This is a genomic window from Algirhabdus cladophorae (assembly GCF_044772865.1).
GTDB classification, from domain to species: Bacteria; Pseudomonadota; Alphaproteobacteria; order Rhodobacterales; family Rhodobacteraceae; genus Algirhabdus; species Algirhabdus cladophorae.
The window spans coordinates 3,049,333-3,071,992 of record NZ_CP173029.1; the positions used below are offsets into that span (position 1 = coordinate 3,049,333).

Genomic DNA, 22,660 nt, shown 5'->3' on the forward strand with positions numbered 1-22,660 from the left:
ATATTGTCAAAATGTAAAAGGTCTACCCATGCCATCTGCGACAAAATCTCTGACGCTGTGCTTCCTTGCCGCGGCGCCACTAGCGTTGGCGGATCAGGCCGCGCGCGAGGATTATGCAGACTTGGGCGATCCGCACCTGAACGCCGTGCCGAGAACCAAGGCCGAAGCCACGCGCATCGCCACAGTGACCGCCACCGCGACAGACTTCACAATCGCCCAGCCGTTCGAAGAACGCCTTGCTGGCGCCGCGACGGTGCGTGTTCTGCCTGATGCCAACGCCTTCTCGCAACCATCAGGCAACATCACGTTTGAGGATGAGCTTGAGTTCAGGTTAGGCAATGGGTTGTTCCGCAAGCTCTGGGTATCTTCACCTTCATCGACATTGGCATCTGATGGTTTGGGGCCGTTATTCAACGCACGGTCCTGCCAGCGGTGCCACATCAAGGATGGCCGTGGTCACCCGCCAGAGAACGCAGAAGACAACCGTGTTTCGATGTTCTTGCGTGTGTCGATCATGGACCCCGACGGTGTGCCAGATGACGCAAGAATCGCCGAGATCGCCGATTATATCGCGACCCTTCCTGATCCAACCTATGGTCAGCAGTTGCAGGACTTCGCAGTGCAGGGGCATGCCTCCGAGTATGCGCTTGGGGTCACCTATGAAGAAGAGATTGTAACGCTTGCCGATGGCACCCAAGCCTCCCTGCGCCACCCAACCTACACTGCAGAGAACCTCGGCTATGGTCCCTTGGCCGAAGGTGCGATGCTCTCCCCACGTGTTGCCCCTCAGATGATCGGGCTGGGCCTGTTAGAGGCGATCCCCGCCGCCGACATCCTGACCAATGCAGACCCAGAAGATTTGGACAACGACGGTATCTCTGGCCGCCCCAATATCGTTTGGTCTGTTGAGTTCGATCAACCCATGCTGGGCCGCTTTGGCCTCAAGGCTGGCAACCCAACTGTCATGCAGCAATCTGCCGAAGCATTTGCGGGTGACATCGGTATTTCTAATCCGCTTTTCCCAGCGGGTGCGGGAGAATGCACTGTCAACCAAACCCACTGTCAGAATGCTATCCATGGCGATGATGACGCCCGTGGCACCGAGATCGACGCGATGGGCATGGACCTTGTGACCTTCTACAGCCGCAATCTGGGCGTGCCTGCAAGGCGTGATGTCGATGACAGCCAAGTGCTGCGTGGCAAGGAAGTGTTCTACAGAACGGGCTGTACAGCCTGCCACACGCCTAGCTTTGTCACCCACCGCCTTGAAAACCAGCCCGAACAGAGCTTCCAACTGATCTGGCCCTACACGGACATGCTGCTGCATGACATGGGGCCTGCCTTGGCCGACAACCGCCCCGAAGCACGAGCCACGGGCAGCGAATGGCGCACCCCGCCCCTCTGGGGGATCGGCCTGACGGAACAAGTTAGCGGCCACACCTATTTCCTACACGATGGTCGGGCACGGTCGCTGCTTGAGGCCGTGTTGTGGCATGGTGGCGAAGCACAGGCGCAACGGGATGCAGTCGTAAATATGCCCACTGCGGATCGTGAAGCCCTGTTAAGATTTTTGGAGAGCCTATGAAACGTTTCTTACTGGCCGCTACTGTTGTCTGCACCCCACTCACCGCCACAGCGAACCCTTCCATCCCCACTATCATAGACGACCATATCCTGCCACGGTTCGAGACCCTCGCTGATACATCTGCGGCCCTCTCCCAAGCCGCGATCCAAAACTGTGACCCGTCATCCGAAGCTCTGCGCAAGGCGTATGGCACCGCGTTTGATGCATGGGTGTCCGCATCCCATCTTCGGTTCGGTCCAACAGAAGTAGATGATCGTGCCTTTGCATTGGCGTTCTGGCCAGACAGTCGCGGGGCCACGCCTAGGGCACTGGCTACGCTCATAGCCGACAAAGACCCAATCGGCCTTGGCGCCGAAGGCTACAGCGAGGTCTCCATCGCCGCCCGAGGCTTTTATGCGTTGGAGTTTCTGCTGTATGACGAGCCCCTGATGCAGCCCAGCGATTACCACTGCACCCTCGTGCAAACCGTGACCGCGGATATCGCTGCCACATCATCAGCGATCTATAATGACTGGGAAGCCAGCTATGTGGACGTTCTCCTGTCACCAGCCCCCGATGCTACCTACCGCAGCGAAGAAGAAGTCCTGCAAGAAATGCTCAGGGCACTGACCACTGGGCTACAATTTACTCAAGAGAGCCGCCTTGGCCGACCCCTTGGCACCTTTGATCGTCCCCGACCGACAAGGGCAGAGGTCCGAAGGTCTGGTCGATCCGCCCAACATGTCGTGCTAAGCTTGACATCCTTGCAAGACTTGGCGTCGCATCTTGCGGTGTCTGATGAGACCCTGTCAGACAAACTCAACCATCAATTCAAAGATGCCCTTGGCAAGCTGGCAACCCTGAACGATCCTGTCTTTGCAGGGGTTGCGGACCCACAATCCCGCCTCAAGGTCGAGGTCATAAGCCAATCCGTTGGAACGATCCGCAGCACTGTCCAAACAGAGCTTGGCCGCACACTGGGTGTCGCCGCCGGGTTCAATTCGCTGGACGGAGACTAGGATGGAAGCGGGGCGTCGTCAGTTTATAGCGGGCCTGCTGGCCTCGGGACTTGTCCCCAAGCCTACGTGGGCGGATGCGGGATCACCGTCATTCCTCTCCGCCGCTGCCCTGCCTGATGGGGCCTATGTGCTGTGCGGGATCGATGCTGACCTGAACATTACGTTCCAACTCCCGCTGCCCGCCCGAGGTCATGCAGCGGCAGCACATCCGCTCAAACCCGAAGCCGTTGCTTTTGCAAGACGACCGGGCACCTTCGCAGTCGTCATAGACTGTGCAACGGGCGTTCAGAAGGCGGTCCTAACCGCACTCGCTGGCCGCCATTTCTACGGTCATGGCGCATTCTCAGGGGATGGCAGTCTGCTTTTCACAACCGAGAACGATTATGAGGCAGGTCGTGGCCGCATAGGCGTCTGGGATGTCGCGTCAGGCTACACTCGCATCGACGAATGGGACAGCGGCGGCATCGGCCCCCATGACATCAAACGTTTGCCGAACTCTGATGTGCTGGTCGTCGCCAACGGTGGCATCGACACGCATCCAGACACAGGCCGCACCAAGTTGAACATTGCGACGATGCAACCGAACTTGTCCTACATCCAAAATGGCACGGTGATTGACACTGTCGAATTGCCCCCTGAAATGCACAAGAACTCAATCAGGCACCTCGCAGTTTCCAATGAGGGACAGGTTGCCTTCGGGATGCAGTGGCAGGGCGATGGTGTTCCGATTAGCCTAGTAGGCCATCACAGTATTGGGCGGGAGGTCGTCCTTATGCGAGCCAGTCCAGACCGGATACGAGACATGCAAGGATACGTGGGAAGCATCGCTTATGCTTTCGATGGAACCACAATCGTGGTCACATCTCCACGGGGTAACAGTGTCCAACACTACGATGCAGCTTCCGCCCAAATCGTCGCGGCGGATTCTGTCAGTGACGTCTGTGGAGTTGCAACAACTGTCGATGGCTTCATGCTGACAGCAGGCACTGGTGAGCTGGCGTTCTCAACATGGACTTGCAAAGTGGTTTCCAAATTCGAAGCCGTTCAATGGGACAACCATCTAATTTCAATTTGACCAGTTACCATCAATAAACTTTGACGCAACATCGGTAAAACTGGGAATTTGCGAGCAGTGCAACTGATTTATCGCCACACAAAGATCGATAGAACTGTTTGGCACTTGGGCGTCGAAGTCGAAGATACCCTAAACATTGCCGAGAAGATCGACATTTGAACTTTAGGCGAACGGCAGAGGAAATCCGGCATTCATCGGTCGCTATACTCTGAGTGATAGCGGTTTTCGGCGCTTTCGGCACAAAAGTGGTTAATGCACAGTCAAAGCACGCACGGCGCTACGGGCATGTTCTGATTTCTCAAATCCGCGTCGGTTCGGAAAACTCTGTGATGCTACCCAAGCCGTCGCCCTTTTCAGCGCAATCGAGGCGGGGTGCAAATCAACACAACAGCAAGGTTAAAGCGCAAAAGACGCGAGATGGGACTCTCTTGTATGGACAAATGTTTGGATTGTCGCGGTCCCGTTTGGTTTTGACACGGGACCGCTTTCGCATTCTGTTCTATCCAGCCTTGATAAGTGCAGCGATGCGCTCTGCTACCATAATGGTTGGTGCCATCGTGTGGCCAGATACCAGCTCGGGTACCGAAGACGCATCCACGACGCGCAAGCCTTCGAGGCCCTTAACGCGGCATTGTGTATCCAGCGCGGCGGTCTCATCACCATCCTGCCCCATACGACATGACCCACACGGATGATAGATTGACTCTACCGTTGTCCGAATAAGTGTTTCGATCTCCTCATCAGTCGCATCGGGTGCCAGCTGCAACGTGTCCATATCCGTATATGGGCTTAGTGCGTCGGTCCCGACATGCGCAAGAGCCACGCGCATACCCTTGATGTATGTCGCCATATCTTCCGGGTTCGACAAATAGGCTGGATCATAGATCGGCGCATGCAACGGGTCCGCTGAGGCAAGCCGCACTTCACCTGCGGATTTCGGTTGCACCAAGCCGACCATGATGTACCAGCCTGCGCGGCTCATATCCTCGCGCATATCCATCGGCGGGTTTATTGCATACATCAGTTCGATGTCTGGATGCGGAACGGATGGGTCTGACTTCACGAAAGCAGAGCTGGAATTTTCAGCCACTGACAGGGGCCCATACCCTGTTTCCCGCCACTCGCTTAGCTGTGCGGCGTCCGACGCGTCTGCGTAGACCGTTTCACCTGTACCTAGGGGCGTTAAGGCACCGAATTGGACACGTAGATGGTCTTTGAGGTTTTGCCCGACGGCAGGCAGGTTCTCCACAACGTTGATACCGTGCTCGCGCAGATGTTCTGCGGGACCAACCCCGGACAGCATTAGGATTTGCGGCGTATTGATCGCGCCCGCACAAAGCAAGATCTCCTTGTCCGCTGTGATTTCCTCTCCTTTGCCATTTCGGGTAAATGACACCGACACCGCGCGTTTGCCGTCAAAATTAATCTTAGTGACATGCACCTCGGTCAAGACAGTCAAGTTCGCGCGTTTGCGTGCTGGATTCAGATAGCCGGCTTCGGTATTCCAACGACGTCCGTCTGGGAATATTGTCTCCCAGATATCAAATCCAATAGGGTTTCCAGCATTCCGATCTTCGGTGACGCCAACGCCCGATTGGATCGCGGCTTCCCGCAAAACATCTGTCATCACATTGCCTCGAGGAGAGTCTTCTAGGCGCATCGGTCCGGACTTACCACGCAAAGTGGTATCGTCCTTTTTGCTGCTTTCGATCTTCTTATAAGTCTCGAGAACCGTGTCCCAGTCCCATCCCGGCAGATCCCAGCTTTCGTAGTTTTCCATTGTGCCACGCGACCAGGACCCAACATTGATCGCCGCACAACCGCCAACCACTTTACCCCGAGGTTGCATAATCTTTCGACCGTTCAGTTCAGGTTGAGGCGCGGAGTTATATCCCCAATTGGTCTGAGGCCCCCACATACCGCCAACGCCAGCTGCATAGGAGCCTGTTTCAAATGTATTCTCCGGACCTGCCTCGAGGACCACGACGCTTGTATTCGGATTTTCGGTCAGCCGCCCAGCCAGAACCAGCCCAGCAGTTCCACCCCCAATAATGACGTAATCGTAGTTTGGTGCTTCCATCGATGTTTTGCTCCTAGCTTAGTTCAGTTTAAAAAGTATCGAAAATCCCGGTGACCCGGATATGTGTTGGCCAGCATGACAAAAGACAAAGCGATAACCGTACTACGCAATCGCGCGCGAACGTCGTCCAAAAATTGTGACCCAAAATCAGGAAGACCACGTCGAACCAGATTTTTTGCTATCACAATGTCCATCTTTCCGTTTCTTTTGATGATTGTATTTGTGGTTTCGCATAAATGGGGAATTCGGCTTGATCCCAATCCGTTTTCAGCCCTCCCTCGAACCACGGATTAACACTTGATCAATTCTTCCACGCGCTCAGCTGCTAGAATGGCGGGTGCCATCTTGTGTTCGGGTCCAGCTCGAGGATCTGGGTGACGTCAACGACACGTTTTGGGCAATATTTCATGTTTTCGGGTCATGATTTAAAGCCAACCTTGGCATGCGTTCCGTCACAGAAAGGCTTGTTGCTCGAATGGCCACAGCGGCAAAGGAATGTCTTGGTGGTGCGATCAATCGTGTGGCCAGTTCCTGCGCAAATCTCGACATTCCCTGCTACCATCAAAGGACCATCTTGGGTTGGCGTTACATTTAGCGGACCGTTTCGTGTCTCAAGTGGCTCTGATTCATTGTCCGCGCATTCGCCGGTAGCATTGAACCCTTCGGAGGCATGAGAACCGTCGCAAAACGGTTTGTTCTTTGACAAACCGCAGCGACAAAGGGTGCGACGGGTGAGCGGCTCTTCGCCTGGAATTCGTATATCCGCGGCGACTGCGTACGGTCCATTTTCGCGAACATGGATTGTGTTGACAGGTGGCGGCGTCTCTTCCGATGTACCATCGGTCATAGCGTACGTGATAGCACCAGACGGGCAATTGTGAGCCAAAGCGACGAGTGCCGACGCAGGCGCATTGTCAGGTTGGATCCAGTCGCCAGGCGTATTTGCCAAGAACACACCCGGTTCCCTTAGAACGCAGTTTCGAGAGTGGATACACTTCGTTCCATCAAAGTGGATGGTTATGTCCTTACCCTTGTAGCTCTCCTTGGTCATGTCTTCTCCCTAGAATTTTGTGTTCTTTTGGACAAATCGACCTGCGGGCATCGGTTGATCCGCCTGTCTGCGCTCTGTCGATTGAGCGGTGGAAAATTCGTCGGTCCGGCATGCGTGATAAAGCTTCTGTCGTGCCAAAAACTGCATGCATTAGGTCTTAATTCGCTTTGGCCGCGCGATAGCTCAACCAAAGCGAAGCGAGCTCAAGGCAAATGAATGGAATGAAACCTATCACCATGCCCATTTCCAAGACGGGAGCGGACATGACCTCAATCAAATCGCTGGTTTCCTTGAAAACAGCGCATGTGAAAACGATCAGATACCCAACTTGGCTCCGGTAGGCTATGGCCAGAATACTGCCAACGGCGATACCGAGTTGACGCCCACCCCATCCAATCGTCTGAGTTTCCATGAGCCCATGACCCAACATGGCTGGCGCGCCAAAGCCAATCCCAAACAATATAATAAGGCACAAAAACAAGGTGACCCAAAGAGGGATACCTTCGGCTTTTATTCTATCCATCACTTTTCATAGCCCCCAGACTGTTTCTAAAGATTGCCGTGATATGCTTGGCTCACGGCGAAGCTATCTTCGAACCAATGCCACAGCACCAGCTGGCCATTCCGGACCTTGGCACGCAGGGCAAAGGTAAAGTCCCCTGTTGACTGACCGGTCTTGGTCGCAGTCGCTGCCATAGTTCCGAACACAGCGACGGTATCACCATTGGCAAAAGCGTCGCCATTTTCCCACTTGGTTGTCTGCAGGTTTGCCGAGAATACAGGCAAAAACTCAAAGATCGCTTCTTTGCCTTTGATGTCACCATGGATCCAAGGCAGTGTTTTGTCACCCTCGTTGTGCCAAACCATGTCATCGGCCATGAGGCTGCCCATTGTGTCCATGTCGCCTGAACCCATCGCATTCATATATGCCATAACGGTGTCAAAAGACGCTTGTGAAGTCTCGTCCAAGTCTTGCGCTCCTAGTTTGCTTGCAAGTGAAGCCGCCAGCGCGGCTGCAATTGATGTTTTGATAACTGTTCTACGGTGCATTGATGTCTTTCTCCCTTTGACGCCGTTCAAAACGTGATGCGGCGTCGTCAAAATTTTTCAGCTTCATTATTCTTCAGATCAGGCATGGCATCGTCGCATTTACGTTCCATTGCTCCGACTATCAGAGCCATTTCCAAACGGAGGCAATCGTCGATTGATTTCACAAGCATCTGCCCCTCGTTTGAGCATCAGTAATTCTCAGCGGGCACTTCAGCGCGCCTGACTGAGAAGGAACAGATGCAGAGTCGCACTGAGACTATAGCTATGTAATAATGCTGTTAATTGGCTATAAATGTATAAATCTCTTACGGAAATCGGAACAATGATCGACTACCTTAGGCATATGGCGATCTTCTCTCTCGTTGCCGAGAAGGGGTCGTTTAGTGAAGCTGCGAAAACCTTAGGAATTGCCCCATCTCGTGTAAGCGAAGCTGTGTCCAAGCTGGAACATTTTCTTGATGCCAAGCTGCTTCATCGAACAACAAGAAAGGTTACGCTTACAAGCGAAGGACGCCAGTTTTACACCCACACATCGGCAATCATCGAAGGTGCGGAAAAAGGCATAAATGCTCTGATGTACGCGGAATCTGATCCGTCCGGAACTTTGAAAATATCGGTTCCGTCTTTCCTTACGTCTTCACCCATATTGAAGACCGCTGGGATATTTGCAGACACTTACTCCAAAGTGCACATATCTATAGCGTTCACCGATGCACATGTGGATCCGATAAAGGACGCGTTCGATCTGTGTATCCGCGCAGGCAAGAGTGAGGACAAAGGCCTAGAAAGCCAAAAGTTGGGCGAAGTAGAGCGTGTGATCGTCGTGGGCCGAGGCTACTATGCCAAGAACACCGCTCCTCAACATCCTAATGACCTTGAGAACTGGGACTGGATTACATACCGCCACAAGAAACGAAAATTCAGTCTCGTGTCACGCGAGCGCAAGAGGGCGCAGCTTTTGATTGACGAACAATCAAAACTTCAAACTGACAACTTCGATGGACTTTGTTTTTTGACAAAACAAAACCTTGGGGTGTCAATCATGCCAATTGATTGCTGTCGCGGCGATATTGAAGATGGCGCACTCGTTCGCCTGCTTGAAGATTGGAGCTTGGCTAAGTTCGCCTTGTACGCGGTTTGGCCGGGGTCAGCGAAGCGAACAAACCTAGCGTCGCTATTCGCGGAATTTTTGACGAGCAATCTCAAAAACGCTGACACCTAGATCATTTTGCTAAGGTCTAATGTCTGCACTGATCTGCTCCCCTCAAATTCCAGCATAATGTTTTTCATATGAATTTCGCACCGATCGCAGGGAGCAGTCACATATCAGAGCATGCCTCTACAGCGCTCAAGAGTGAAAACGATATCTGCATAGGATTTCTCATTGAACAGCTCCCCGATGAACGGAGGTGTCTGTGTCAATTGGCATCGTTCTGTCACGCGACAGCACCGTCCGATATCTCGGTGTAGAGTTAGAAGATGCTCTGGCAATTGCGGGGGCAATCGAAATCTAAGTGATGTGGACCGCCTTTACGGGCGGCCCAAGCGGACCTTTACTTACTACCGGTCATTTTGCAGCCCGGCCGGTCAGACCAGCCATTCGCAGCAAGCGCGCAAACCTGCGGTGAATAAGTTCAAACTTAGCTTGGTAAAGTTGTAAGAGCCTCGCTCCATTGGCGCGGGGTTTGGCCATAAAGGCGCTTAAACTCTCGACTAAATTGGGACGGACTTAAGTAGCCGACATCCATTGCAGCTTGGCTGATTGTTGCACCCTCAGATATTTTCATCGCTGCTGTATTCAGACGCATGGTTTTGACGAATTGGATTGGTGACATGGCTGTAGCACTTTTGAATTTACGGTGGAAAACCGCGCGGCTCATACCTGCGCGTTCAGCTAGATCATCGATGGCCAGGGGCTCGCCCAGATTTTCGGACACATAGGCGATGGCCCGTGAAATGGCATTTCCCACACCAAAAGCGTTTCGCGCAAAGGCCCCAATTTCGCCTCTCAATATAGTATAGTAAAGTTCGCGCAGTCGCGCGTCTGCGAGGACCGATTTGTCTACCGGTGCATCGACCAGCTGCAGCAAGCGTAGCAATGCCTCTGCAAAGGGATCATCCCAATCAGCAAGTCGGATAGCCAGAGAATTGGAGCCTTCGTCGGATTTTCGGAGCGCACTTCCGTGGTTTTCGATCTCGACAGCAAGCTCAGTCATTTTTCGCGGGTTCAGCGATATATAGACACCATAGAGCGGATTTTCCGCCGAGGCCGTCGAGGTGCCTGCCTGTATGGGCATCGACAGGGGGCAACAAAGGTATTGCTTGCTTGAGTAAACGTGACGTGTGCCATCCAAAGCCACTTCTTTAGCGCCGCTCGCCAGCGCGATCAGGCATGGCTCATAAACAACCGGTTGGCAGGGGACCGAGTCCACCGCGCGAAAAAGTTTCACGCCCTCGATCCCGGTTTCCGTTAGCCCGTCTGCGTCGGTATGCCGTTCGATTAACAGAGTGATTGTATCAATATGTGTCATGCCAAAGCCATATGGACGCAAATGCGCCTGAGCAAGCCACCTGATACAAATGGGCAAGTATTCGCGAGGATTGCACTCTATTTAACGCGACTTAATGAGATTAGGTATTTTCTCAAAGCGGTAGAATGTCATTTGGATCGGCCGCACAACTCATTTACCTAAGGACGAGAACATTGCCAGATACAACTTTTGGGCCAAACGGTTGGACCCCCGAACGGATAGGCAATCAGACAGGCAAGACATATCTGATCACCGGCGCGAATGCAGGCACAGGGTTTCAAGCGGCGCGCATCTTGGTTTCCAAGGGCGCAAAGGTCGTCATGTTGAATCGGAACGCCGAAAAGTCGGCGGCTGCGGTCAATGATCTTAAGGCGGAATTCGGTGCGAAAGCTGATGTCAGCTTTGTCCGTATGGATCTTTCCGAACTCGCAAGCGTGCGCCGTGCGGCCAAAGACGTCCTTGAAACGGTTCCAAAAATTGACGCGCTGATCTGCAATGCGGCGATTGCCCAAGTGCCCACACAACAGTTGACGGTGGATGGGTTTGAAAGCCAATTGGGGACGAACCATTACGGTCACTTCGTCCTTTGCGGTATGTTGTTTGATCGCATCGAGGCATCAAGCGGGCGGATCGTTGTTGTTGCAAGCCTTGGCTACAACATGGGGATCAAAACGATCCAGTTTGATGACCTGAACTGGGATAAGAATTACAGCGCAAACCCCGTCTACAGCCAATCAAAACTGGCCCAGATGATGTTTGCTTACGAATTGCAGGATCGCCTAAAAACTGCTGGCAAAAACACAGGCGTCTATGTTTGTCATCCGGGTTCTTCTGCGACATCCTTGATCTCAACGAGCGGGAGCCGCATGTCGCGCTTCGTCTTCTGGTTGATGACCAAGTCACCAATGGTTCAGACGGCGCAAAAAGGGGCCTACCCAGAACTCATGTGCGCAACTGAAGATGGACTGGAACAGCGTGCTCTTTACGGTCCAACAGGCCGCATGGGTTTTGTTGGTCCTGTTGGCAAAGGCACACTGCACGCCCACGCCTATGACAAGCCAGTAATGTCGAAGCTTTGGGATGTTTCGGAAAAAGCGACCGGATTCAGCTGGTCACTCTAAAGAGAGGTGGCGGAATGGATATTCTGAAGACTGCAGTTGATTGGACAAAAGCAGAGATGCTTTCGTCCAGCTTCTTTATTCTGTTCGGGATAGGTTTTATGGCCGCTAGTCTTGGCTTTTGGCAGGTCGGAAAGACTGAGATTGCAAAGGCCTATGTTATACCGCTGCTGATAGCCGGTGTCTTATTATTGATCATCGGCTTGGGTATTTTCATTCCCGCCAAAGCGCGAGTCACAGGATTTGCGGAAGCTTACGCTATGGATGCACAGGCGTTTATCTCGGCGGAGCTCGCCAAGGCAGAGCGGATATTGGGTGAATACCGGATCGCCGTTTACCGCGTCATTCCTTTGATCGTTGCCCTTTGTGCGGTTCTGTTTGTGGTCTTTAGTGGCCCCGTTTGGCGGGCGAGCTTTGTCACAACGATCAGTATGATGGCAGTGATCATGATGATCGACACCAATGCGAACACGCGCCTCGAAGCCTACAAGATAGCGTTAGCCGAGGCAGACGCACAAATAGGCAAGTAATAGAGACATTCAGGCAAGCGAGCGGATTTCAAAGCGCTTAGCCTTGTCGTGAGCTCAGTGCCTTTCGCGAAGGTCAATGCCACCCAATCCCAAAGAGAGGATGCGCCATGAAAACCTACATCAACGGCAATTCGTTTGAATTCGAACCCCGACATGACGAAACGGCCATTGACGTATTGCGGGACCGGGTGGGGCTGACCGGTACAAAGATGGCCTGCGGTGGCGGGGTTTGCGGGGCTTGTACCGTGCGTGTTGATGGGGTGCCAAAATGCAGCTGCCTTATGCCGGCAACGCATATGGAAGGCGCAGACATCCGCACAATCGAAGACCATGGGCAAGATAATTTGCACCCTGTCCAACGCGCGTTCATGTCGAATGAAGGCTTGCAATGCGGGTTCTGTACACCGGGGTTTGTGAACGAAGGCATCGCCTTTTACGACAAATGGCGCGCGGAACATGGTACGTCAGAGCCGTCGAAAAATGAGGTGGCGCTGGCGATGGGCGGGCATCTGTGTCGCTGTGCGGCTTATGTCGGCATTTATGCCGCAATCCAAAAGGCCTGCGCTGGCGAATATGATGACGTGACAGACGCGCCCATCTTTCGCGTAGACGCACCGCTAAAGGTGACCGGCGCGGCGAAGTACACCGTTGATATGATGTTTGAGGGGCAGATGGAGGGCAAGATCCTGCGCTCCAAACATGCCCACGCGAACATCAGGTCAATCGAATGGTCCGAAGCTGAAAAACTAGATGGGGTTGGCGGAATTGTTGACCTTTTGGGTGATGAGAAAAAGGTACGTTGGTTCGGCCAGCCGATTGCAGCAGTTGCCGCTATTGATGAACAGACCGCGTTGACCGCACTGAAACTGATCAAAGTCGACTACGAGATATTGCCTGCGGCCATCGGAACAGAGGCCGCGCAAAAAGAGGCCGCCCCAACCGTTTGGGAAAAGGACGCCCGCAATGGCATTCCTTCCGCGGCCGAAGGGATCGACCTGCCGTATCGCTGGACGAACAACTTTGGCCACGTGCCATCTGATATCGCGATTTCAACCTTCTGTGGCAAAGCCAAACGCGCATTGGAAACTAAGCGCAAAAATGCGCCCCAGACGGTCGTTGAGCGGTCCTATTTCAGCAATCAACAGGCCCATTCCGCACTGGAGCCCCGCGCTGCGGTCGCAAAATGGGACGGCGAGACAAAACTGCACGTTGAGGCCTCGTCTCAAAGCGTTCTTTTGGTGAAGCTTGAGCTGGCAGAGCACTATGATCTGGACCCAGACGACGTCACCGTGAACGGAAAGTACATCGGCGGTGCATTCGGTGCCAAAGGCGGGTTGTATCAAGAAATCACCGTCGCTGTTGAGCTTGCTCGCGCAGCAAAGGCCCCCGTGCGTGTGGTCAACAGCCGCGTCGAAGAACTGTCCTATGCCGGTGCACGGACAGGGTCACGGGTTGAAATGGCCCTCACCGTCAAAGACGACGGATCGCCAGACGCCATGAAATTCCATTCCTTTGGGGATGCAGGTGTTGCGGCGGGCGCGGCCCCAGCGGCCTTTTACTGGATGATGTCCCCCAGCGGTTTGAAACGGGATTTTTCCGACAACATCATCGTCAATAACACACCGCCGACCATGCCTATGCGCGCGCCCGACGCGCCGCAGAAACGTTGGGCCGTTGAATCCGCAATCGACGAGGCGGCGGTTTTGAATGACCTGGATCCTGTCGCATTGCGCCGCAAATGGGCAGGAGATCACAAAATTCAGCATCGGTTGCTTGATTGGGTTGAGGACATCCCCCAATGGCGCGACCGCAATCGCAACGCAGGCAGTGACAGCAGCCGTTTCAAACGAGGGATTGGGCTGGCTCAGGCGAAATGGATGTTCCTCTATCACCCGCACACAGAGATTAGGATCACGTCATCCCCAGATGGATTTACTGCCTTTAACGCGACCCAAGACGTCGGGAACGGTATCCGCTCTGCGATTGCCAAAGCGATGGAAGACACCCTTGGCATCAGTCGTCATGACGTCACAGTTGAAATCGGCGATTCAGATCTTCCACCCGGGTGCATGTCTACGGGTAGCCAAGGCACAGTTTCCACCTATCCGACCACCGTGAAGGCCTGTGAAATGGTGATTGAACATCTGGTGAAAGAGGCTGGTGCGAAAATGGGGCTGAACAATGTGCGCGCAGCCAAGGGCGGTGTTGATCACGTCGGCGGCTTCACCCCATGGTCGGAAATCCAGAAGGTTGCTGAGCCCTTTGAACATACCGACAAACGCGGCGCAGAGCCAATGTACATGGGCCTGCGCCTGCCTATGTCTATGATGGGTCTTACTATGCCCGCCATGGGCCAAAACATGAGCCAATCCGCGCTGGTCGCGGAGGTTGAAGTGGACACAAACCTTGGCAAGATCCGTCCGTTGAACATCTGGACCGGCATGGCGTGTGGCAAGATCCATCACAAAGAACTGGCCGATAGTCAGATGTATGGCGGTGTCATTCAGGGGCTTGGCTTTGCCCTTTATGAAGAGAAAGTCATTGATCCTGCGTCCGGCGCAACTCTGTCATCGAACATGAATGATTATCGTATTCCCGGCATCGGCGATATCCCCGACATTCATATTCACTATGACGAAGAGGGGTTCGAATTCGTGCGTGGTGGTGGCATCGGCTTGGCCGAACACGCAACGGTTCCGATTGCAGCAGCGATTGGGAATGCCGTTTATCACGCGACGGGCTGGCGTCCGACGCAGACGCCAATCACTCCCGACGCTGTCCTTAAAGGCTTGGAGGCGCAGCAATGATTACAGTTTTGAAGAACGCCGCCGATATCAAAGACGCAAACGGTGAAATCCGCGCTGGCGGGACGGACCTGCACGATCGGTATCGCCTCGGCGTATCGGAAGGGCCGATCATCGACATCCACAAGCTGAATTTCGGCGGGATCGAAACGCTGAAGAACGGCTCACTGAAAATAGGCGCAAATGTTACGATTGATGAAGTCGGGCAGAGCCCTGTGGTTCAAACCGGCTATGGCGCCTTGGCCAAAGCCGCGAATGGATTGGCGACGCCTCAAATCCGTTGGGCCGCCAGCTTGGGCGGAAGCCTGTTGCAAAAGACCCGTTGCGCCTATTTCAGACACCCAGACCTACAGTGCACGAAAAAGGGCGATGCAGCTTGCGGCGGTCGTGAAGGGATCCATGCGAATGGCGTCATCTTTGATAATGGCGGTTGCGCTCACCCGCACCCTTCAACTTTGGCTACAGCTCTGCTTGCCTATGACGCAACCCTCGTCACGACTGATCGGGAAATACCCGTTGCAGACCTTTACGGAGATGGATCGATCCATGATCGTGATCATCTTTTGAACACCAACGAAATCTTAACGCATGTCATCCTGCCGCCAGCAGTGGACGGCGAAAAGACAGCTTATTTCCGGTCGATCAGTAGGTTTGAGGCCGAATGGCCCATTGTCGAATGTTCTGTTCGCCTAGTGATCGTAAATGATCACATCACGGCTGCTGGCATTGGTGTTGGCGGAGTTGCCAACGTGCCTATTCGCCTCGAAGCAGTTGAAACCGTCTTGATAGGCCAGAAGGCCAATCCGGAGACATTGCAAAAATCGGCTCAGGTGGCGTCAGAAGGCGCTATGCCGCTTCCACAATCCGCTTGGAAGGTCGATGTGATGGAAAACACACTCTTGCATACGTTGGAGCTGGCTTTGGCGGAATAACCGCTAATCGAGGCGATAGTACCCGGTGTTATACTGCGCTCTTTTGAAAACGTCATGTCAAGCACACACCACATGTGGAACGTTTGAGTTATCAATTCATACACCAGTGCCAACTGCATGAAGTCCGCTTCACAAATCAGCGGGTCGAGTGTTTTTTGATGTCGCAAACGGAAAAACCTGCCGAAAAGCACGCATGGCAGCAGCAATAACCTTGCATCCATCCGCCGCGAGCGCAGCGATTGTTCAAATGGGCTCTTGGACGCAATTACCCTTCTGCCACATCACCAGACTGTAACGAGCGATTCATATCGGCCCAGCCTGCGTCGTAGGAACGTCTTTGAGCGTAGCGGCCATCTGCCTACACCTGATTTGTGCAATTTCGACGGGCTTTGGCGGCAACTAAGGTGCTGTTAAACCAGATAAGTACGCGTGGTCTTGGGGCTGCCGATGGATCAATCAGGCGCCTTCGACGTCATACTCCGGCTGTGTCTTTGCACCCGTGATGTAAGCCACGACATCCTGTCCGTCAGTCTCTTCCTTCTTCAGGTTGGCAACAATGCGCCCCCGCCGAAAGACAACAATGCGATCCACCAGGTCCATGACTTGCCGCATATTGTGACTCACCAGGATCAAAGGCTCGCCCTGCGATTTCAGCGTTTGAATGATCTTTTCCACCTGCGCCGTTTCCTGAACACCCAAGGCGGCGGTCGGTTCATCCATGATGGTCAGCTTGGAAGCAAAACTGGCCGTCCGCGCGATGGCAACGCATTGACGCTGCCCGCCGGACATCCGTTCAATTGTGTTCCGGATGTTGGGAATTTTCACACCGGTGCGTTCCAGCGCATTCAAAGTGTCCTGACGCATGGCCTTGTAGTCAAGCAAACGGAACGGACCAAGCCAATCAAATTTGGTCTTCTCCCGCCCCAGGAACAAGTTGTCTGGAACATCCAGATGATCGGCCAAAGCCAGCGTCTGGAACACAGTTTCGATACCGGCTTCGCGTGCATCGATCGGACCCGTGAAATTCACCGACTTCCCGTCGAAGATGACATCGCCACTGGTGCGCTGTTCGACGCCGGTGATCTGGCGAACAAAGGTGGATTTCCCCGCCCCGTTGTCCCCCATGATCGCAACATGTTCGCCTTTGTGCAGGACGAAATTGGCATCGTTTAGGGCATGGACCCCGCCGTAATGCTTCGTCAGGCCTTTGGTTTCGAGAACGATTTCGGTGTTCATTATCTGGCCCTCCTTACGCGCGGTTGCGCTGTCTGTATTGGTCTAGGATGACAGCAGCGACGATGATCGCCCCCATCGCCATCAGCTGATAGGACCCATCAAGTTTGACGTAGGTAAACCCAGACCTGATCACACCCAGTACCATCGCGCCCAAGACGGTACCAATGATGGAACCACGTCCGCCCTGAAGGCTGATACCGCCGATCACGGCCATCGCGATGGCAAAAAGTTCATAGAACTCGCCCATCCCGGCCTGTGCCGTCACAGCCTTTGAACTTAGCACGATCCCCGCAAAGGCCGCCAGCATTGATGCGATCATATAGACCAGCACTTTGTGGCGCTTGACGTTGATGCCTGACATCCGGGCGGCTTCCTCGTTCGACCCGATGGCATAAGTATGCTTGCCGTACACTGTATAGGTCATGATGAAATGGAAGATAATCGCCAAGAGGATGAACCACACCACGGGCATCATGCCGGACCCAATCCAGGCATACGCCTCAGTCGGGAATGAAACCGGGTTTCCACCTGACCACCACAACGCGACGCCGCGGCAGAACAGGAACATGCCAAGCGTGGCAATGAAGGGCGGAATGCGAAAATAAGCGATAAAGGTCCCGTTGATGATGCCGATAAAGGCGCCGAACGAAAGCCCGACCAAGACAGGTATGATCACCGGCAAATCCATTGCCCATGAACCAAACAGGGCCTTGGGGTTCGGAAAGCCGTTGACTTCTGCCACCTGCGCAAAACTCATCGCGATCATGGCCGTCGCGGCCACCAACGGCCCGGACGAAAGGTCAATCCCAGCCGTAATGATCACCTGCGTCACACCTAATGCGATAATCCCGATAATCGCCACCTGCAGGATGATGATCTTCAACCGCGCTTCATTGAAAATACTGTCAAAGCGATCCCTTGTATCAAACAAGAAGCTTTGGCCGTTCATATAGGGTGCAACCTGGCCGATAATCTCAAACACGGCAACGATGATGATCAATGCCAAAAGAATATTCAGTTCGTTCGGCCAGGATCTTTTTGACTTATCAAAAGTCAGACCACCTGTGCCTTGGCTTGTGTCAGCCATGCTCGCCTCCCCGTTTCTGGCTGCAAATACCATGAACGGCGCGTCTCAGCGCCGTTCATGCCTTACGGTCGAAAAGTCTTAGTTCTTGTCTAGGAAATCACCCATGTTTTCTGGTGTGACCAGAACAAACGGGATATAGACCTTGGACTGAACGTCTTCGCCTGCGATCAACTTCAGCGCCGCGTCGATGGACCCGGTGCCTTGGCCAACGGAGTCCTGAAAGACCGTGACGTCATAGTCGCCACCCGCCATAACAAGCAGTGCGTCCTGTGATGCGTCAACACCACCGACTTGAACGTCAGCCATGTCCATACCGGCAGCCTTCATTGCCTGAATTGCGCCGATCGCCATTTCGTCGTTGTTGGCCAGAACAAAATCAAAAGGCTCACCGGATGACATCCAGTTTGTCATCAAGTCTTGCGCTTCATCACGCGACCAGTTTGCAGGTGCTTCGTCAATGATTTCCATGAAGTTACACATGTCCATGCCGATCACGTCGTGAACATCCTTGGAACGCTGAACTGCAGCTTGGTTCGAAAGCTGGCCGTTCATCAGGTAACCGCGTGCACCGTTGCCTTTGCCTTCTGCGCGTAGGTTCTTGCAAACTTCGAACGCTGAAAGTGTTCCAGACTCAATCTCGTTGGACGCAACAAAAGCCTGTGTCGGAGGCAGTTCGTTTACGTTGTCGGGCTCGCGGTTAACGTAAACAAGTGGCGTATCCCCAGCGGCCGCAGAAACAGCTGCACCGGCGGAGGTATCAACAATGTTCACGATAATCGCATCAACGCCCTGAGCCACAAAGTTCTTCACTTGGTCGATCTGCTTGGCAAGATCGTCTGAGGCGTCTTCCTGCTGGTAAGACAGGCCATCAATGGTGCCAGCATATTCAACCATACCGGTCCGCAAAACTGTCAGCCAGTTGTCATCAAAACGCGAGAACGTCGCGCCAATTTCTTGTGCCATTGCAGATGTCGTCATCATTGCAGTGACAGTTGTTGCAATCATTAATTTTTTCATGGTTCCTCCCAAAGGCGTGCCCGTATCACGCAAGTTCGCACCGGGGCATCTTGCGCCGCTTCGGCGGCAAGATGCTGTCTCCTCCCATTGTGCCCCGCAGCAGCGTCTGCAGAGCCAGAACGCGGATCACAAATTGTCACTCCGCGCAGCTTCACAGTACTCAAGTTTGGCAGAATTGCAACCGGTTGCAATTTTCTTCAGGGGATTTCGCTTTGTCCCAACAAAAACACGTATTTGCTCAATGGTTGTGACTTCACGCAATCGGAACAGATCTTGCGCAACGGATGTCCAAACCCTGATTCTCCTCAAATCCTAATCTTGGGAGAGCTGACGTAACTGCTGAACAAAGACGCTCATCCTCGGCTGCGCCTGTGGGCCGCACCAACCCAGTCGAATTAGGTTGCCTCGCCCCCTCCCGCGTTCGCCACGTGGCAGATTCGCAGGAGCAGGCGGCTTCGCCGTCTGACCTTCAAATCAGCCCTGATTTTCGGAAACGGAAGTCAGCACAACGCAACAGGCCCACAATCGACGGGATACGGAATCAGTTCAGTTTATGACGCAAAGGTCAAAGTCATGTGACGTCTTACATGTTTAGAGTGGCGGACCGAGGAGGATTCGAACCCCCGACCCCCTGATTCGTAGTCAGGTACTCTATCCAGCTGAGCTATCGGTCCACTGACGGCGGGTTTAGTCTTTGGCTTGGGGCTTTGCAACCCAGAAAATCAACTGGCGGTCTCATGTTGCTGTGGGACGTCTTGCGGCAGGCATATGGAAAAAGTGGTGCCTGTTTCATCGCTTTTTGCCAAACCGATTGAACCACCATGGCCACGGATGAGTTCTTGTGCAATGGCAAGGCCCAGACCTGTGCCACCTTTGCGTACACCGCCTTGGAACGGGGCAAAAAGATGCTCACGGGCTTTGGGAGGCAAGCCGGGGCCGGTATCGCTGATCTCAATGATCATATCGCCGTTTTCACTGGTGGCCGAGATCGCGATTTCACCCGGTTTTCCTGTACCTATAATGGCTTGTCGCGCATTGCGCACAAGGTTCGAAACGACACGGTACAGTTGCTCGGCGTCGGCTTTAACAATGGTGCCTGTAGGGATGTCTTCGGCAAAGCTGAGGTCGTACTCGCCGACTGACAAACGTTCGCTTTCAACTACATCTTCGATGATTGCGTTCAGCAAAATCTCTTCGATGTTCGGCGCAGCCTCTTCGGCTTTGCCAAATTTCAAGGTGCCTTCGCACAGGTTAACCGCCCGCGTGATCGAGTTGACCAGCTTGGGCGCCATACGTTTCACACCGGGATCCTCAGAGGCCTCAATCCGGTCCGTAAACAATTGGGCCGAGGTCAAAATGTTGCGCAGGTCATGGCTGATTTTGCTGACAGCCTGCCCCAGTTGGGCAAGCCTGTCTTTTTGTTTGAGGGCGCCGGTGAGTTGGGTTTGCAGACTGTTCAGGGCCTCTTCAGACTCGCGCAATTCAGTGATGGAAGAGGCTGGCAGAACGATATTGCGCGCGTCCTCGGGGGCGGCGGCATAGCGTTGCATGTTCGCACCAAGCTGACGAACCGGACGAACAAAAAGCCGTTGCACTGCAATAAACAAAAGCACTGCCGTAAAGATCGAAATAATTGCCGACAGCCGCAGAATATTCAGGCCGTAGCCAATCATTGCCTCACGCAGTTTTTCCGTAGACAGTGTCACCTCGATCAACAGCCCTGCTTCTTTGACCGGATCACCGATGACGCGGATTGTGCGCGGGGTTGTGTCCCAAAGCCGCATAATAGCATCGCCAATCAGTTCTGTGGCCGCCGGTTCGCGCAAGTCATAGGTGTCGTAAATTGGTGTCGGCATGTCGGCGGCCAAGATCAACTGCCGAACCTCGTCACGACGCAAAACCACGTTGAACACGTCAGCATTTTTCAGCAACTCGGCCTCAAGGCTTTCGTCGATCATATCTTCAGCCAAAAGCACCAGTGAAGCAATCTGAGCTCGCTCAAGACGGGCCAGCAAATAGTCCTCGCGAAACCGCGCGATGGAAGGCACAAAGATCAACACTTCTGCTATCATCACAAAGATGATCGTCAGGATCAGAAACCGGCCTGATAGCGTGTTGAACATGATCCCTCCCCTTGTCCGTACTTACGGGATGTAGCGCTGTACAAAACCGACGACACGTTTGACCATCGGGCTATCGAACAGCTTGGGCGTGAAATAAGCCCCGGCTGCGCGTTTGTTAACCTCTGAAAGGGTCGGATAGGGCAAAACAGTCGAAGAAATCGCAGAAAGCTTCATTTTGTTTGCGATGGCCATGGCCCACATCGAGATTAATTCACCGGCCTGTGCGCCTGCGATGCTGGCGCCAACCGGTTTGCCTTTGACGATCATCAGTTTGATCAGGCCAGTGGTTTTGCCTTCAGCTATGGCGCGGTCGTTTTCGGCATAGGGGAACCGCGTGACTGTCAGCTTGGATCCGTATTTCTTGCGGGCTTGGGCCTCGGTCAGGCCAACTTGGGCCAGTTCGGGATCCGTATAAGTCGCCCACGGGATGTGGTCCGTGCGCTGCTTGCTGGGAAGACCTAACAGAATAGACCGGATGATAACGCCTGCATGGTAGCCCGCCACATGGGTGAACTGGAACCCGCCTGCCACATCGCCAATCGCATAGACCTTCTTGTTGGTCGAGCGCATATCGTCGGTGACTTTTACGCCTGAGCGATCGTGTTTGACACCTGCGGCATCCAAGTTCAGCTTGTCGATATTCACTTTACGACCTACGGCCATCAACAGGTGCGAGCCTTTAAAGATGCGCCCGTCCTTTGTTTCGATCTCGATCCCATCTTTGGCGTTACGAATCTCCGAGGCTAACGCGTCTTCTGCGATCTCGATCCCTTCGGCGCGTAGTTTGTTCAAGACCACTTCTGCCATTTCGGGGTCATCTTTGCCCAGCGCCTTGGCACCTTCGATGACAGTCACTTTGCTGCCAAGCCGTATATGGGCCTGCGCCATCTCCATGCCGATGGGACCACCGCCAACCACCAGCAAATGATCAGGCCGATCTCGCAAATCAAAGATGTTTTCATTGGTATAGTAAGTCACGTCCTCGATCCCAGGGATCGGCGGTACAAACGGACCCGAGCCCGTGGCTATCACAAAGCGGCGCGCTTCGATCACTGTGTCACCTGCTTGGACCTCGGTTGGGCTGATGAACGTGCCGAACTCACGGATCACATTAATGCCAAAGCCCTCAAACCGTTCTTGGCTGTCGTGCGGTTCAATTGTCGCGATCACCTTATGAACGTGATCTTTGGCTTGGGCATAATCGACTGTGGGCTGCACATTGGCCACGCCAAATTCAGCGCCATGGTTCAAGGCATAGGCCTGCTTGCCTGCCGCGATCAGCGCCTTGGACGGAACACAGCCAAAGTTCAGGCAATCGCCGCCCATCTTGTGGCCTTCCAGCAGGACCACATCGGCGCCCATCTGGGCCGCACCCGCTGCGACAGACAATCCGCCAGAACCTGCGCCGATGATGCACACGTCGGTTTTGATACGCTTGGTCAT

Annotated in this window: 18 protein-coding genes, 1 tRNA gene and 3 pseudogenes; 10 read left to right on the plus strand and 12 right to left on the minus strand. The window is 53.8% G+C overall.

The features are described from left to right. The first annotated feature begins 28 nt into the window (after positions 1 to 28). The 4 genes and pseudogenes from ACIRQ6_RS14660 to ACIRQ6_RS14675 all read left to right on the plus strand — a co-directional run. Entirely contained in the window at positions 29 to 1,585 is a 1,557-nt protein-coding gene (locus tag ACIRQ6_RS14660; RefSeq protein ID WP_420861350.1) for a di-heme oxidoredictase family protein, read from the plus strand. Further along, the gene (locus ACIRQ6_RS14665) at positions 1,582 to 2,583 is read left to right on the plus strand and encodes an imelysin family protein (protein ID WP_420861351.1); all 1,002 of its coding nucleotides are present in this window, start codon (positions 1,582 to 1,584) and stop codon (positions 2,581 to 2,583) included. Before ACIRQ6_RS14660 ends, ACIRQ6_RS14665 begins: the two co-directional genes overlap by 4 nt. A 1-nt stretch (position 2,584) precedes the next feature. Continuing rightward, entirely contained in the window at positions 2,585 to 3,658 is a 1,074-nt protein-coding gene (locus ACIRQ6_RS14670; RefSeq protein ID WP_420861352.1) for a DUF1513 domain-containing protein, read from the plus strand. A gap of 36 nt (positions 3,659 to 3,694) precedes the next feature. After that, positions 3,695 to 3,817, plus strand: a pseudogene (locus ACIRQ6_RS14675) (integrase); the annotation flags it as partial. A gap of 340 nt (positions 3,818 to 4,157) precedes the next feature. Here ACIRQ6_RS14675 and ACIRQ6_RS14680 read toward each other — a convergent pair. The 5 genes and pseudogenes from ACIRQ6_RS14680 to ACIRQ6_RS14700 all read right to left on the minus strand — a co-directional run bounded on the left by ACIRQ6_RS14680 (position 4,158) and on the right by ACIRQ6_RS14700 (position 7,722). Beyond that, positions 4,158 to 5,738: a GMC family oxidoreductase gene (locus ACIRQ6_RS14680; RefSeq protein ID WP_420861353.1), complete on the minus strand. Its 1,581-nt coding sequence runs from the start codon at positions 5,736 to 5,738 to the stop codon at positions 4,158 to 4,160. A gap of 418 nt (positions 5,739 to 6,156) precedes the next feature. Further along, positions 6,157 to 6,585 (minus strand): CDGSH iron-sulfur domain-containing protein, encoded by a 429-nt coding sequence (locus tag ACIRQ6_RS14685; RefSeq protein ID WP_420863914.1) that lies wholly within the window; start codon positions 6,583 to 6,585, stop codon positions 6,157 to 6,159. Positions 6,586 to 6,597: 12 nt separating this feature from the next. Next, positions 6,598 to 6,789, minus strand: a pseudogene (locus tag ACIRQ6_RS14690) ((4Fe-4S)-binding protein); the annotation flags it as partial. Between the two features lie 157 nt (positions 6,790 to 6,946). Continuing rightward, positions 6,947 to 7,312: a hypothetical protein gene (locus tag ACIRQ6_RS14695; RefSeq protein ID WP_420861354.1), complete on the minus strand. Its 366-nt coding sequence runs from the start codon at positions 7,310 to 7,312 to the stop codon at positions 6,947 to 6,949. Positions 7,313 to 7,338: 26 nt separating this feature from the next. Then, complete coding sequence (locus ACIRQ6_RS14700) at positions 7,339 to 7,722, minus strand: nuclear transport factor 2 family protein (protein WP_420861355.1); 384 nt, start codon at positions 7,720 to 7,722, stop codon at positions 7,339 to 7,341. Between the two features lie 439 nt (positions 7,723 to 8,161). Here ACIRQ6_RS14700 and ACIRQ6_RS14705 point away from each other — a divergent pair, with 439 nt between their 5' ends. Together ACIRQ6_RS14705 and ACIRQ6_RS14710 are read left to right on the plus strand one after the other, a co-directional pair. Continuing rightward, on the plus strand, positions 8,162 to 9,061 hold the full coding sequence (locus tag ACIRQ6_RS14705; RefSeq protein ID WP_420861356.1) for a LysR family transcriptional regulator: 900 nt from the start codon (positions 8,162 to 8,164) through the stop codon (positions 9,059 to 9,061). Positions 9,062 to 9,281: 220 nt separating this feature from the next. Next, positions 9,282 to 9,353, plus strand: a pseudogene (locus tag ACIRQ6_RS14710) (integrase); the annotation flags it as partial. Positions 9,354 to 9,479: 126 nt separating this feature from the next. Here the strand turns inward: ACIRQ6_RS14710 and ACIRQ6_RS14715 are convergent. Continuing rightward, on the minus strand, positions 9,480 to 10,370 hold the full coding sequence (locus ACIRQ6_RS14715) for an AraC family transcriptional regulator (RefSeq protein WP_420861357.1): 891 nt from the start codon (positions 10,368 to 10,370) through the stop codon (positions 9,480 to 9,482). A gap of 173 nt (positions 10,371 to 10,543) precedes the next feature. Between ACIRQ6_RS14715 and ACIRQ6_RS14720 the strand changes: the two genes are divergently transcribed. The 4 genes from ACIRQ6_RS14720 (at position 10,544) to ACIRQ6_RS14735 (ending at position 15,754) form a co-directional block, all read left to right on the plus strand. Then, positions 10,544 to 11,491, plus strand: coding sequence for an SDR family oxidoreductase (locus tag ACIRQ6_RS14720; RefSeq protein WP_420861358.1), 948 nt, complete (start codon positions 10,544 to 10,546; stop codon positions 11,489 to 11,491). A 14-nt stretch (positions 11,492 to 11,505) separates the two neighbouring features. Next, the gene (locus tag ACIRQ6_RS14725) at positions 11,506 to 12,018 is read left to right on the plus strand and encodes a hypothetical protein (RefSeq protein ID WP_420861359.1); all 513 of its coding nucleotides are present in this window, start codon (positions 11,506 to 11,508) and stop codon (positions 12,016 to 12,018) included. Between the two features lie 107 nt (positions 12,019 to 12,125). Further along, entirely contained in the window at positions 12,126 to 14,825 is a 2,700-nt protein-coding gene (locus tag ACIRQ6_RS14730) for a molybdopterin-dependent oxidoreductase (RefSeq protein ID WP_420861360.1), read from the plus strand. After that, the gene (locus ACIRQ6_RS14735; RefSeq protein ID WP_420861361.1) at positions 14,822 to 15,754 is read left to right on the plus strand and encodes an FAD binding domain-containing protein; all 933 of its coding nucleotides are present in this window, start codon (positions 14,822 to 14,824) and stop codon (positions 15,752 to 15,754) included. The genes ACIRQ6_RS14730 and ACIRQ6_RS14735 overlap by 4 nt, the downstream gene beginning before the upstream one ends. Before the next feature lie 456 nt (positions 15,755 to 16,210). Here ACIRQ6_RS14735 and ACIRQ6_RS14740 read toward each other — a convergent pair whose 3' ends face one another. The 6 genes from ACIRQ6_RS14740 to ACIRQ6_RS14765 all read right to left on the minus strand — a co-directional run bounded on the left by ACIRQ6_RS14740 (position 16,211) and on the right by ACIRQ6_RS14765 (position 22,660). Next, on the minus strand, positions 16,211 to 16,990 hold the full coding sequence (locus tag ACIRQ6_RS14740) for an ATP-binding cassette domain-containing protein (protein WP_420861362.1): 780 nt from the start codon (positions 16,988 to 16,990) through the stop codon (positions 16,211 to 16,213). Between the two features lie 13 nt (positions 16,991 to 17,003). Further along, positions 17,004 to 18,077: an ABC transporter permease gene (locus ACIRQ6_RS14745; protein ID WP_420863915.1), complete on the minus strand. Its 1,074-nt coding sequence runs from the start codon at positions 18,075 to 18,077 to the stop codon at positions 17,004 to 17,006. Between the two features lie 78 nt (positions 18,078 to 18,155). Further along, positions 18,156 to 19,094: a substrate-binding domain-containing protein gene (locus ACIRQ6_RS14750; RefSeq protein WP_420861363.1), complete on the minus strand. Its 939-nt coding sequence runs from the start codon at positions 19,092 to 19,094 to the stop codon at positions 18,156 to 18,158. 597 nt (positions 19,095 to 19,691) lie between these two features. Next, positions 19,692 to 19,768, minus strand: a tRNA-Arg gene (locus ACIRQ6_RS14755). A 48-nt stretch (positions 19,769 to 19,816) separates the two neighbouring features. Next, positions 19,817 to 21,217 carry a sensor histidine kinase gene (locus ACIRQ6_RS14760; RefSeq protein WP_420861364.1) on the minus strand — a complete coding sequence of 467 codons (1,401 nt, stop codon included), beginning with the start codon at positions 21,215 to 21,217 and terminating at the stop codon, positions 19,817 to 19,819. Between the two features lie 21 nt (positions 21,218 to 21,238). Continuing rightward, positions 21,239 to 22,660, minus strand: a complete 1,422-nt coding sequence (locus tag ACIRQ6_RS14765) for a dihydrolipoyl dehydrogenase family protein (protein ID WP_420861365.1) — start codon at positions 22,658 to 22,660, stop codon at positions 21,239 to 21,241.